Genomic DNA, 12,092 nt, shown 5'->3' on the forward strand with positions numbered 1-12,092 from the left:
GACACCGCGCACCCCGCCACGACGTCGGCAAAACCCTCCACCGCGCCCGCACCCAAGCCGACCAGCAAAAACGCAAAGGTTAAAAAACAAGACTAGCATGGTCCACGACGCCGACGAACGGAGAAATGTCCCGTGATCACCGCGATCGTGCTGATCGACTGCGCCACCGACTCCATCCCCGAGGTGGCCGAGACCCTGGCCAACCTGCCCGGCGTCAGCGAGGTCTACTCGGTCGCCGGTCACGTCGACCTGATCGCCATGGTGCGGGTCCGGGAGTTCGAGCAGATCGCCCAGGTCATCGCCGGAAGCATCTCCAAGGTGCCGGGGGTGCTCAACACCGAGTCGCACATCGCGTTCCGGGCGTACTCCCAGCACGACCTGGAGGAGGCGTTCGCGATCGGGCTGGCCAACGCCGACTGACCCGGTACGCGCGGCGGCCGGCCCGCCCCTGGAGGGACGGACCGGCCACTCTCCGACCGTGCGTGTCAGCTCTGGCTCGGCGCCGGGGCCTCCGTGGTGCCCGGGGCCGGCGACTCGGTGCTCGTGCCGCCCGGAGCCGGGGACTCGGTGCCGCCCGGTGCCGGCGACGTGCTGCCGCCCGGGCTGGGCGTGCCGCTGGCGCTGGCGCTGGTCTGCGGGACGGGGATGCCCAGGGTCTGGGCCAGGGCCGTCAACGCGTCGAGGTGCGCCTGGAGCACCGGCAGGGCGTCCTGGGCCAGCGCGACCACGGACTGCTCGGAACCCTGCGAGATCTCCGTCTGCGTCGCCTGGATGGCCGCGACGTGGCCGGCCAGCTCGGCGGTCACCCACGCCTTGTCGAACTCGGCGCCGCTGAGGTTGTTCAGCTTGTTGATGACCTTCTGCTGGTCGGTGGTCGGGTTGGCCGGCAACTGGACGTTCAGTTGCTGAGCGGTGCTCTTCACCGTCTGGTCCAGCTGGGTGTGGTCCGTCACGAACTGCTTACCCAGCTCCTTGACCTGCTGGTGCTGGCCCTTCTGCTGAGCCAGGTTGCCCATCGTGATCTCGGACAGATTCACCTGGTGCAGTGCCTGCAGGTATTGGGTGTCCTGGGTCGACGGCTGGGCGGCCGCCTGCGCCGCCGCGGCGGGTGCCAGCCCGACGAGCACCAGCGCGGCCAGCAGGCCCAGGCGTTTGATTCCCAACATGCTTTCCCCCCCTTGAGACGTTGGACCGCACGGATACCCGGCTGACCGGGGTTATTCCTGCGATTCCACCCGTCCGTGTCAGGGGGCGGCGGCGCGGCGGAGCGGGACCGCCGGTCACGTGACGGGCGGGACGGGACGAACGGGCCGGAAACGGCCGTGGCGCCCGCCGGAGGATCCGGCGGGCGCCACGGTCAGTCGTGCCCGGGTGGGTCAGCGACGGCTCTCGCCGCTGCTGATCTCCTCCCGCTCCGGCCGGGGCTCGACCGGCGGGTGCCCCGGCGAGACCGGCGCCTCGGCCGGCTTCTCGATCGGGTAGAAGAAGCCCCGGATCGCCGGGCCGAGCGCGCCCAGCCGGTTCATCTTCTTGGGGACGACCCAACCGACGTAGTCCAGCTCGCCGTGCCCGTCGTGGGCCGCGGTGAGCGGCTGGTGGACCTCGACGAACCGGCCGTCCGGCAGCCGCTTGATGATGCCCGTCTCCACGCCGTGGGCCAGCACCTCCCGGTCGTGCTGCTGCAGACCGAGGCAGATCCGGTACGTGAAGTAGTAGGCCAGCGGCGGCAGGATCAGGAGGCCGACCCGGCCCGCCCAGGTCATCGCGTTCAGGCTGATATGGAACTTGTCGGCGATGACGTCGTTGGCGCCGGAGAGGGTCAGCACGATGAAGAACGCCACGGCCATCGCGCCGGCAGCGGTACGGGCCGGAGCGTCCCGGGGCCGCTGGAGCAGGTTGTGGTGGCGGTAGTCCTTGAGGCGGCGCGCCTCGACGAACGGGTACATCGTCGACAGGCCGACCAGGATGCCGGGGAGCACGACCGTCGGCCAGAACAGCGGCGGGATGACGTATCCGTCGCCGATCGGGATCAAGATCTCCCAACCCGGCATGAGTCGGGTCGAGCCGTCGAGGAACATGACGTACCAGTCGGGCTGGCTGGCCGCGGAGACCACCCAAGCCTCGTACGGGCCGAAGTACCAGATCGGGTTGATCTGGAAGAGGCCGCCGAACAGCGCGATCACGCCGAAGACGACCATGAAGAAGCCGCCCTGCTTGAGCGCGTAGCGCGGGTAGAACCGCTCGCCCACCACGTTCTCGTTGGTCCGGCCGGGGCCGGGCCACTGGGTGTGCTTCTGCTTGAAGACCAGGCCCAGGTGGACGCTGATCAGCGCCACCAGCAGCGCCGGGATGAGCAGCACGTGGGCGATGAAGAACCGGCTGATGATGACTGTGCCCGGGAACTCCCCGCCGAAGATCGACGAGCTGACCCACGAGCCGATCACCGGGATGGAGAGGATGATCCCGGAGGCGATCCGCAGGCCGGTGCCGGAGAGGCCGTCGTCCGGCAGCGAGTAGCCGGTGAAGCCGGCCAGGAAGCCGACCCAGAACAGCAGCGAGCCGATGATCCAGTTGGTCTCCCGCGGCTTGCGGAACGCGCCGGTGAAGAAGACCCGCAGCATGTGCACCACGATCGAGGCCATGAACAGCAGGGCCGCCCAGTGGTGCATCTGCCGCATGATCAGACCGCCCCGGACGTCGAACGACAGGTCCAGGCTGGAGGCGTACGCGGCCGACATCGGGGTGCCCCGCAGCGGGGCGTAGCTGCCGTTGTAGGTGACCTCGCTCATCGACGGCTCGAAGAAGAAGGTCAGGAAGACACCGGTCAGCAGCAGGACGATGAACGAGAAGAGCGCGATCTCGCCCAGCAGGAAGGACCAGTGGTCCGGGAAGACCTTGTTCAGCAGCTTCCGCAGCGGGGTGGCCGCCTGGAAACGATCGTCCAGCGCACCGGCGGTCTTGGCCGGCACCGCTGCTACCTCAAACTTTCGGCGCTTCATGGCCGCTCCCAGAAGTCGGGACCGATGGTATCGGTGTAGTCGGACTTCGCCACGAAGAAGCCCTCCCCGTCGACCTCGATCGGCAGCTGCGGCAGCGGCCGGTTGGCCGGGCCGAAGACCGGCTTGGCGTTGTCGGTGATGAGGAACTGCGACTGGTGGCAGGGGCAGAGCAGCCGGTTGGTCTGCTGCTCGTAGAGACTGGCCGGGCAGCCCGCGTGCGTGCAGATCTTGGAGAACGCGGCGTAGTTGCCCCACATCCGGTCGCCGTGGCCGGCCCGCTCGTTGGCCGCGCGCGACTTCTGCGCGTCCTCCTCGCGCAGGTGGATGAGCAGGGTCGGCGAGTCGGCGTGCTTGTTGCTCACGCCGCCGTCGATGCCGGGGAAGACGGTGAGCTGACCGCCGGCGCTGATGTCCGACGGGCGGATCGGCCGACCGTCCTCGCGGATCAGCCGGATCTTCTCGCCGTTCTTGCCCGGCTTGAAGCCGGTGGTGAACATCTGGTTGTTCTTGTGCGGCTGGGAGATCAGCCCACCGACCAGCGGCGCCGCGACGACCGCGCCGACCGGCACCAGGCCGGCGAGAAGCGAGATGCCGAGCAGCGGCCGCCGCCGGATGCCCATCTCGTCGGCGAGGTAGAGCATGGTCTCACCGGTGATCCGGCGATCGTCCGGCGAGCTCGGCTGGTCGTGCCGGTCCTGGATCGAGACCTCCTTGGGCATCAGCTTCTTGCCCCAGGTGAGGATGCCGAAGCCGATGCCGAGGAGCGCGACGCCGAGGGTGAGGCCGAGCAGCGGGGTGTAGAACTTGTCGCCGCCGCGGCCCGGCTCGTACTGCCAGGGCCACCAGATGTAGATGATCAGGAACGCGATGGAGGCCGCGAAGGTCAGCAGAAACATCATGGCGACCGAACGGGCCAGCCGGCGCTCCGCCTTGCTGCCGGGGACCACCTGCGGCTCGTAGTGGACGATCTCGATGTCGTCCCGCCGCGCACCCTCCTGGACGATGTCGAACCGGGAGAGCCGGGGGTCGTTCACGTCGAGCGGCTCCCGGCCCTGCGGGGCCTGGTGCTCGGTGTGGGTGCTCATGCCGTCACCTCGCTACGGGTGGCGCCGGGGGTCGGCGCCACAGCACTGAAACGAATGATCCGCTCGGTCACGACTTGCCCGCAATCCACAGGCTCGTGAAGACCAGCGCGACGATGCCGACCAGGAAGATCGCGAGACCCTCGGTCGACGGGCCGTACCGGCCCAGGTTGAAACCGCCCTGGTCCTGGTCGTGCTTCAGGGTCTCCTGGATGTAGGCGATGATGTCCGCCTTCTGCTCCGGAGTGATCTGGTTGTCCCCGAACACCGGCATGTTCTGCGGGCCGCTCAGCATCGCGGCGTAGATCTGCCGGTCGCTGGCCGGCTTGAGGCTCGGGGCGAACTTGCCCGAGGAGAGCGCACCGCCGCCGGCGCCGAAGGCGTGGCACTGCGAGCAGTTGATCCGGAACAGCTCGCCACCGGTGGACAGGTTGGCGCCCTCGCGCAGGTTGCCCTGCGGGACCTGCGGGCCGCCGCCGAGCTCCTGAATGTACTGGCCGAGCTGGCGCACCTGCTCGTCGGTGAACTGCGCGGGCTTCCGCTGGGCCTGCGCCTCCTGCCGGGCCATCGGCATGCGGCCGCTGCTGACCTGGAACTCGACCGCGGCCGACCCGACGCCGTTCAGGCTCGGACCGCGTCCCTCGACGCCCTGGCCGTTGCGACCGTGGCAGGTCACACAGCTCACGTCGAACAGCGCCTTGCCCTCGTTGGCGGCGGCACTCAAGGGCGGGTTGTCCTGCGCCTGCGCCCCGGGGGCGAAGACGGTGTAGGCGCCGCCGGCCAGCATCAGCGCGGCGGCCAGCCGGACCGCGGCACCCAGCCGGCGGCGGCCCCTGCTGCGCGCTACGGGCCGCCCGCGCAACCGCGCGAGCAGACCGCGTCGGCGGTCGTTGTCAGAAGTCATGACCTGTGTCCTTAACCGGTTGGACCTTGTCTCAGGGGACGGAGCAGCGGCGCGATTCGTGACGCGCCAAGATCACTGGAGCCAGTAGATCATGGCGTAGAGCCCGATCCACACGACGTCGACGAAGTGCCAGTAGTAGGACACGACGATGGCCGACGTCGCCTGCGCCGGGGTGAACCGGCCCATGGTGGTGCGGATCATGAAGATGATGAACGCGATCAGACCGCCGGTCACGTGCAGACCGTGGAAACCCGTGGTCAGGTAGAACATCGACCCGTACCCGTCGGCGTTGATCTTGACGCCCTCGTGCACCAGGTTGCGGTATTCGTTCGCCTGGCCGAGCACGAAGATCAGACCCATCACGAAGGTGATCGTGAACCACCGGCGGAGGGCGTGGACGTCACCCTTCTCGGCCGCGAAGACACCGAGCTGGCAGGTCACCGAGGACAACACCAGGATCACCGTGAAGGTGGTCGCGTAGGGGATGTTGAGGATCTCGGTGTGCTTCTCCCACTGCTCCGGCGCCGCGGCGCGGATCGAGAAGTACATCGCGAACAGCGCCGCGAAGAACATGAGTTCGCTGGAGAGCCACACGATCGTCCCGACGCTGACCATGTTGGGTCGGGTCAGGGAGTGGATCCGGCTCTTGTCAATGGCTGGGGCCGCAGTCACGCGGTCATTATTGCCCTTGACCGGGACCGACGATCAGCGGGGTGGCAAACCGGTGCCAACAGTGGCCCGATCGGGGTGGTCCGCTTCGCCTGACCTACCCTGAAAAGCGTGCTGCAAGTCGATCCGATCTTCGCCGCCACCTCGGTCGCTACGTCGACCCTCGCGGCGGGGGGCGAGGCCGTCCCGCCACCATTCACCATCGCCCGGGTCTTCACCGAGACCCGGCTGGACAGCTGGCTCGCCCTCGGGCTCGTGGTCGCCGCCGGCCTCTACCTCTACGGCGTCTACCGGCTCCGGCTGCGCGGCGACCGCTGGCCGGTGGTCCGGACGGTCTGTTTCCTCGTCCCGGGCCTGGGCGGCATCGCCGCGGTCACGGTCTCCGGGCTGGGCGCGTACGACACCACGCTGCTGTCGGTGCACATGGTGCAGCACATGGTGCTGTCCATGATCGCGCCGATCTTCCTGGCGCTCGGCGCCCCGGTGACCCTGGCCCTGCGCACCCTGCCGGTGCGGCCGCGCAAGCGGCTGCTGGCGATCGTGCACAGCCGGATCGCGCGGATCTACAGCTTCCCGCTGGTGGCGTTCGCCATCTTCGTGGTGAACCCGTTCGCGCTCTACTTCAGCGACCTCTACCACGCCACCCTCCAGCACGAGTGGGCGCACGAGCTGGTCCACGCGCACTTCATCATGACCGGCTGCGTGTTCTTCTGGCCGCTGCTCGGCCTGGACCCGCTGCCCGGGCGCTGGCCGTACCCGGCCCGGGCGCTGCTGATGGTGCTCTCCGTGCCGTTCCACACCGTGCTCGGGCTGACCATCATGCAGAGCACCACCCTGCTCGGCGGCGACTGGTACCCGTCGCTGCACCTGAGCTGGTCGGACCCGTGGAACGACCAGGTGGTCGCCGGCGGTGTGCTGTGGGCCGGCGGCGAGTTCGTCAGCGTCACCATGCTGGCCGTGCTGGTCGTCCAGTGGATCAAGCAGTCCGAGCGGGAGGCCCGCCGGCTGGACCGGGAGCTGGACCGCCAGGAGGCCCGCGAGCGCGCCGCGGAGACCGCCACCTGAACTCCCCGCCGGGGTACGCCGGCGGCGGGCCAGGGCGGGCCGTCCGGCCGGATGTGACGCCCGCTACGATCAGCGGGCAGCTACGAGGTGGGAGCCAAGCCAACGATGAGCGATCGTCTTTGCACCGTCCTGCTCTACAGCGACGACCCGAAGGTCCGTGACCGGATGCGGCTCGCCGTCGGCACGCGGCCCGCGGCCGGGCTTCAGATCGAGTTCGCCGAGGCCGCCGACTACGCCGAGTGCATCCGGCTGGTCGACGACTACGAGATCGACCTGCTCCTGCTCGACGGCGAGGCGACCCCGGGCGGCGGCATCGGCATCGCCCGCCAGATCAAGGACGACCGGGACGACGCCCCGCCGACCTGCGTGGTGATCGCCCGGGCCGCCGACCGCTGGCTGGCCGCGTACGCCGAGGTCGACGCCACGCTCACCTACCCGCTCGACCCGGTGACCGCGGGCACCACCGTCGCCGAGCTGCTCCGGCGTACGCACGCCGCGGCCTGAGTCATCCCCTCGGCGCCACGGCGACGCGGCCGTGGCGCCGACGCTTCGGCCATGATTCGGCCTCCGCGCCGCAAAGCGGCGCCACGGACCGAATACCGGCCGCCACACCCGCTCTCCACGCGCTCGGGAGGCCCACCATGGGCGAACGGACCTGGCCGCACCTGCTCAACGCGCTGCTGCGCGGCGAGGAGCTGTCCACCGCCGACACCGCCTGGGCGATGGATGAGATCATGACCGGCTCGGCCAGCCCGGCGCAGGTGGCGGGCTTCGCGGTGGCGCTACGGGCCAAGGGTGAGACCCCGGCCGAGCTGGCCGGCCTGGTGCAGGCGATGCTCGGCCGGTCGGTCGAGGTCCCGCTCCCCGAGGCGGTACGCGCCACCGCCCTCGACGTCGTGGGCACCGGCGGGGACCTCGCCAACACGGTGAACATCTCCACGATGACCGCGCTGGTGGTGGCCGGCGCCGGCGTCCGGGTGGTCAAGCACGGCAACCGGGCCGCCTCGTCCCTGTGCGGCACCGCCGACCTGCTGGAACACCTGGGCGTGCCGCTGGACCTGGGCCCCGAGCAGGTGGCCCGGTGCGTGACCGACGCCGGCATCGGGTTCTGCTTCGCGGCCCGGTTCCATCCGGGCATGCGCCACGCCGGCCCGGTACGCCGGGAGATCGGCGTGCCCACCGCGTTCAACTTCCTCGGTCCGCTGACCAACCCGGCCCGCCCCCGGGCCGGCGCGGTCGGCTGCTTCGACCTGCGGATGGCGCCGGTGATGGCAGAGGTGTTCGCGGCCCGGGGCGACTCGGCGGTGGTGATGCGCGGCGAGGACGGGCTGGACGAGTTCACCACCGCCGCCGCGACCCGCGTCTGGGTGGCCCAGCAGGGCACCGTCAGGGAGGCGCTGCTGGACGCGGTGGAGCTCGGGGTACCGAGGTCCACCCTGGCCGACCTGCGGGGCGGTGACGCGACGTACAACGCCGGCGTGGCCCGCCGGCTGCTGGCCGGGGAGACCGGGCCCGTCCGGGACGCGGTGCTGGTGAACGCCGGGGTGGCGTTGGCCACCCAGGGCCCGCTCGACGGCGACCTGCACGAGGCGGTGCGCGCCGGCATGGTCCGGGCCGCGGAGTCGATCGACTCGGGCGCGGCCTCCGCCGCCCTGGACCGCTGGCTCGAGGTCGCCCACTCCCTCTGACGCCCGGCGGTCGCGTCGGGAGGTCCCTGGTGCGCCGAAACGGGTCCATTCCCGAGAGTGTCGGACCGGCGTGCCAAACTACACGGGAGTAATTTCCCGTTTCCGCCGATGGGGGCACGACCCCGGTGGGCACCGGAACGAGAGGAGACGCCCGTGTCGGACCGCGAACTCCACTGCGACACCTGCGAGGGCGTTGTGCTGTTCGAGGCTCCGCCCTGCGTCGACGGCCACGGCGCCGACTGCCCCGACGACTGCTCCGGGTCGCGGCGTGGCGTCAGACACGCCGAGCCGGAGTGGTCGGAGCTGGTCTGCACCGGCTGCGGAGCGGCTCTGCTGATCGCCACCTTCGCCTTCCGCGCCCCGCGCCTGGACCACCGCCGCCGCGGCTCCCGCCCGGCCCACCGCCGCGCCGCCTGACTCCCCGCGGCCGCCTGCCGGCGCAACCCTCCCACCGCGCCCGGCGCGGTGCGCCCCGCTCCCCCGCGTCGACCCACGTCTGCCGCGCCGCACTGTCCCCGCCGCCGACCGACAGCGGCGAAGCGCGCGCCCAATCCCATGATCGACGCGGGCCCGGGTGGCGGCGGAGACGCGAGAACGCGGAAAGGCCCGCGTCCCTGGGGACGCGGGCCTTTCGGATGCCGTCAGGTCAGTGCTCGGCGGTGCGGCGGGTGCCGCTGTAGTACTCGAAGAGCAGGCCGCAGGCGGCGAAGATCACGGCGATCAGGCCCGCGCCCAGCAGCCACATCTGCCAGTACACCAGGCCGAGGCCGGCGATCGACGCGGCCAGCGCCAGGCCGAACGGCCAATAGCTGCCCGGGCTGAAGAAGCCGATCTCGCCCGCGCCGTCGGCGATCTCGCCGTCCGGCCGGTCCTCCGGGCGCAGGTCGATACGCCGGGAGACGAACCAGAAGAAGCCGCCGCACATCGAGGTCAGCAGGGCGGAGAGCAGCAGCGCCACCGTGCCGACCCACTCGACCCGGCCGCCCTCGCCGAACGTCCAGGCGCCGTAGAGGATCGTGACGCCGTAGAGGAACGTCGAGACGATGAGGAAGATCTTCCACTCGGTCTTCATGCCGGCCCCCTCAGCTGCCCGTACCGGCCGACGCGTTGGTCGGGTTGAAGTTGTTCTTCGTACGCCGGGTGTCGAACGGCTCGGTCTTCTCGGCGTACGGCTTCTGGCCGATCGCCTGGAGCGCCTCCTGCGTCGACTTGCCGGCCTTCTTGGCCGCCAGGAACTGCTGGTACTTGTCGAAGGAGACGACCCGCAGCTCGAAGTTCATGAAGGCGTGGTAGCTGCCGCACAGCTCGGCGCAGCGGCCGACGTAAGCGCCCTCCTGGTCGATGCTGGAGACCTCGAAGGTGTTGCGGATGTTGCCCGGCATGACGTCGCGCTTGAACAGCAGCTCCGGCACCCAGAAGGAGTGGATGACGTCGCGGCTCTGCTCCTCGAACCGGATCGACTTGCCGGTCGGCAGCACCAGCACCGGGATGACCTCGCTGGTGCCGAGCACCGAGGCGACGGTGTTGGCGTCGCGGCCCTGGCCGTCGCGGTAGTTGAACTGCCAGTTCCACTTGAAGGCGACGACCTCGACGGTGACGTCGGGGTTCTTCGACTCCTTGATCACGTCGGTCTGCACGACCGCCGTGTAGTAGAAGAGCACGGAGACCACGAGGATCGGCGCGATGGTGTAGAGGAACTCCATCGGCAGGTTGTAGCGGGTCTGCACCGGCAGCACGTTGCCCCGCTTCCGGTAGCGGATCACGCACCAGAAGATGAGACCCCAGACGAACCCGCCGACCGCGAGCGCCGCGATGCAGGACGCGATCCACAGGTCGTACATCCGGTGGGACTCCGGCGTGATGCCGCCCTGCGGCCACCCGAAGCCGCCGAACGTCTTGCCGACGTCACAGCCGGTGAGCAGAACCAGCAGCGCGGCTCCGCCGAGACCGAGCCCGGCGAGCCGACCAGCACCACGCCGCCGGCGTCCACCGGCTCCTGGGGAAGCGCTGTGCCGTACGGCCGACGGCCGTACCTCCGAACTCCTTGCGACCACCTGGTCCTGCCTCCCTAGCGCGCCGCGGTGGATGTTTCCTTCAGCACCGACGGCAAAGGCGTCACCGACGGTCGCAGATTACTCGACCATGACGGGCCTGACCGTCTTGGGGTCACTGTCCGCCCCCAACGGGGGGATCATCGCCGTTATCCCGCGATAGCGTTGACGTTCGTGGGCGAGCGAAGCGAGCGAACCATCAGGCCCAGTAGCGCGGCGCCGCGCGCCGCCGGGGAGCGGAGCGAGGCGACGACGTGAGCGCATCCCCGGTCTATCTGGACGCGGCCAGCGCCGCCCCGCTGCACCCGGTCGGGCGGCAGGCGTTGCTGGCCGCGCTCGACGACGGCTGGGCCGACCCCGGCAGGCTCTACACGCAGGCCCGGCGCGCCCGCCAGCTGCTCGACGCCGCCCGCGAGGCCGCCGCGCAGACGCTCGGCGTCCGCGCCGACGAACTCAGCTTCACCCCGAGCGGTACGACCGCGGCGCACGCCGCCGTGCTGGGCGGCCTGGCCGGCCGGCGCCGGGTCGGGGCGACCCTGGTGCACTCCGCGATCGAGCACTCCGCGGTGCTGCACGCCGCCGAGCGGCACGTGGCCGGCGGCGGCGAGGCGGTCTCCGTACCGGTGGACCGGCTGGGCCGGCTGGACCTGGACGCCTGGACGGCGGCGGTGGCCGCGCCGGGGGTGGCCTTCGCCGCCCTGATCGGGGCCAGCCACGAGGTGGGCACGGTGCAACCGGTGCCAGCCGCGGCCGAGCTCTGCGCCGAGGCGGACGTGCCGCTGTACGTCGACGCGGCGCAGTTGGTCGGCCGGGCGCCGCTGCCGGCCGGCTGGTCGGTGCTCAGCGCCAGCGCGCACAAGTGGGGCGGGCCGCCGGGCGTCGGCCTGCTGGTGGTCCGCAAGGGCACCCGCTGGGAGTCGCCGTTCCCGGCCGACGAGCGGGAGTCGGGGCGTACCCCCGGGGTGGTGAACCTGCCGGCGGTGGTCGCGGCGGCGGCGAGCCTGCGCGCGGCCGCGGCCGACGCGGCGGCCGAGACGACCCGGCTGGCGCCGCTGGTGGACCGGATCCGGGCCCGGGTGGCGGCCGAGGTGCCGGACGTGGAGGTGGTCGGCGACCCGGTCGACCGCCTCCCCCACCTGGTCACCTTCTCCTGCCTGTACGTGGACGGCGAGGCGCTGCTGCACGCGCTGGACCGGCGGGGCTTCGCGGTCTCCTCCGGCTCCTCCTGCACCTCGTCGACGCTGCGCCCGTCGCACGTGCTGGAGGCGATGGGGGTGCTGTCGCACGGCAACGTGCGGGTGTCGCTGCACCGGGAGACGACCGAGGCGGACGTGGAGCGGTTCCTCGCCGAGCTGCCCGGGATCGTCGCGGACCTGCGGGCCGAGGCGGGGGTGACGGGGCTGTGAGCCAGCCGGCCGAGGTGCTCGACTACCGGGGCCAGCGCTGCCCGCTGCCCGTGATCAACCTGGCCCGCCGCCTGCCCGAGCTGCCGGTCGGCGCGGTCGTCCGGGTGCTCGCCGACGACCCGGCCGCCGCCGTCGACATCCCGGCCTGGTGCCGGATGCGCGGCCAGGAGTTCCTCGCCGCCCACCCCGACGGCCCCGCCTACGACGTCCGCCGCACCCACTGACCCC

At 71.0% G+C, this 12,092-nt stretch carries 14 protein-coding genes; 7 read left to right on the plus strand and 7 right to left on the minus strand.

What is annotated here, in order from left to right; all coding sequences use genetic code 11:
* The first annotated feature begins 132 nt into the window (after positions 1–132).
* Entirely contained in the window at positions 133–420 is a 288-nt protein-coding gene (locus ACFYOS_RS22975) for an Lrp/AsnC family transcriptional regulator (RefSeq protein WP_013287689.1), read from the plus strand.
* A 65-nt stretch (positions 421–485) separates the two neighbouring features.
* On the opposite strand, the gene ACFYOS_RS22980 is transcribed toward ACFYOS_RS22975, so the two are convergent.
* From ACFYOS_RS22980 to ACFYOS_RS23000, 5 genes are all read right to left on the minus strand, one after another.
* Positions 486–1,166 carry a DUF4142 domain-containing protein gene (locus ACFYOS_RS22980; protein ID WP_387145091.1) on the minus strand — a complete coding sequence of 227 codons (681 nt, stop codon included), beginning with the start codon at positions 1,164–1,166 and terminating at the stop codon, positions 486–488.
* Positions 1,167–1,376: 210 nt separating this feature from the next.
* Entirely contained in the window at positions 1,377–2,999 is a 1,623-nt protein-coding gene (locus tag ACFYOS_RS22985) for a cytochrome bc complex cytochrome b subunit (RefSeq protein ID WP_387145094.1), read from the minus strand.
* Positions 2,996–4,084: a ubiquinol-cytochrome c reductase iron-sulfur subunit gene (locus ACFYOS_RS22990; protein ID WP_387145097.1), complete on the minus strand. Its 1,089-nt coding sequence runs from the start codon at positions 4,082–4,084 to the stop codon at positions 2,996–2,998. Before ACFYOS_RS22990 ends, ACFYOS_RS22985 begins: the two co-directional genes overlap by 4 nt.
* Before the next feature lie 67 nt (positions 4,085–4,151).
* On the minus strand, positions 4,152–4,985 hold the full coding sequence (locus tag ACFYOS_RS22995; protein WP_387145100.1) for a cytochrome c: 834 nt from the start codon (positions 4,983–4,985) through the stop codon (positions 4,152–4,154).
* 72 nt (positions 4,986–5,057) lie between these two features.
* Complete coding sequence (locus ACFYOS_RS23000) at positions 5,058–5,657, minus strand: heme-copper oxidase subunit III (RefSeq protein ID WP_148802134.1); 600 nt, start codon at positions 5,655–5,657, stop codon at positions 5,058–5,060.
* Positions 5,658–5,765: 108 nt separating this feature from the next.
* Here ACFYOS_RS23000 and ACFYOS_RS23005 point away from each other — a divergent pair, with 108 nt between their 5' ends.
* From ACFYOS_RS23005 to ACFYOS_RS23020, 4 genes are all read left to right on the plus strand, one after another.
* Complete coding sequence (locus ACFYOS_RS23005) at positions 5,766–6,719, plus strand: cytochrome c oxidase assembly protein (protein WP_387145103.1); 954 nt, start codon at positions 5,766–5,768, stop codon at positions 6,717–6,719.
* A gap of 105 nt (positions 6,720–6,824) precedes the next feature.
* Positions 6,825–7,223, plus strand: a complete 399-nt coding sequence (locus ACFYOS_RS23010) for a hypothetical protein (RefSeq protein ID WP_387145106.1) — start codon at positions 6,825–6,827, stop codon at positions 7,221–7,223.
* 137 nt (positions 7,224–7,360) lie between these two features.
* Positions 7,361–8,407 (plus strand): anthranilate phosphoribosyltransferase, encoded by a 1,047-nt coding sequence (gene trpD / locus ACFYOS_RS23015; protein WP_387145108.1) that lies wholly within the window; start codon positions 7,361–7,363, stop codon positions 8,405–8,407.
* A 153-nt stretch (positions 8,408–8,560) separates the two neighbouring features.
* Entirely contained in the window at positions 8,561–8,824 is a 264-nt protein-coding gene (locus ACFYOS_RS23020) for a hypothetical protein (protein ID WP_387145111.1), read from the plus strand.
* A gap of 229 nt (positions 8,825–9,053) precedes the next feature.
* Here ACFYOS_RS23020 and ACFYOS_RS23025 read toward each other — a convergent pair whose 3' ends face one another.
* Both ACFYOS_RS23025 and coxB read right to left on the minus strand, forming a co-directional pair.
* On the minus strand, positions 9,054–9,479 hold the full coding sequence (locus ACFYOS_RS23025) for a cytochrome c oxidase subunit 4 (RefSeq protein ID WP_387145114.1): 426 nt from the start codon (positions 9,477–9,479) through the stop codon (positions 9,054–9,056).
* 10 nt (positions 9,480–9,489) lie between these two features.
* On the minus strand, positions 9,490–10,461 hold the full coding sequence (gene coxB, locus ACFYOS_RS23030) for a cytochrome c oxidase subunit II (RefSeq protein WP_387145117.1): 972 nt from the start codon (positions 10,459–10,461) through the stop codon (positions 9,490–9,492).
* A 251-nt stretch (positions 10,462–10,712) separates the two neighbouring features.
* On the opposite strand from coxB, the gene ACFYOS_RS23035 reads away from it, so the two are divergent.
* Both ACFYOS_RS23035 and ACFYOS_RS23040 read left to right on the plus strand, forming a co-directional pair.
* Entirely contained in the window at positions 10,713–11,864 is a 1,152-nt protein-coding gene (locus ACFYOS_RS23035) for a cysteine desulfurase family protein (protein WP_387145120.1), read from the plus strand.
* Complete coding sequence (locus ACFYOS_RS23040; protein WP_387145123.1) at positions 11,861–12,088, plus strand: sulfurtransferase TusA family protein; 228 nt, start codon at positions 11,861–11,863, stop codon at positions 12,086–12,088. The genes ACFYOS_RS23035 and ACFYOS_RS23040 overlap by 4 nt, the downstream gene beginning before the upstream one ends.
* Positions 12,089–12,092 lie beyond the last annotated feature (4 nt).

This window comes from Micromonospora sp. NPDC005806, assembly GCF_042871425.1.
In the GTDB taxonomy this organism is placed as follows: Bacteria; Actinomycetota; Actinomycetes; order Mycobacteriales; family Micromonosporaceae; genus Micromonospora.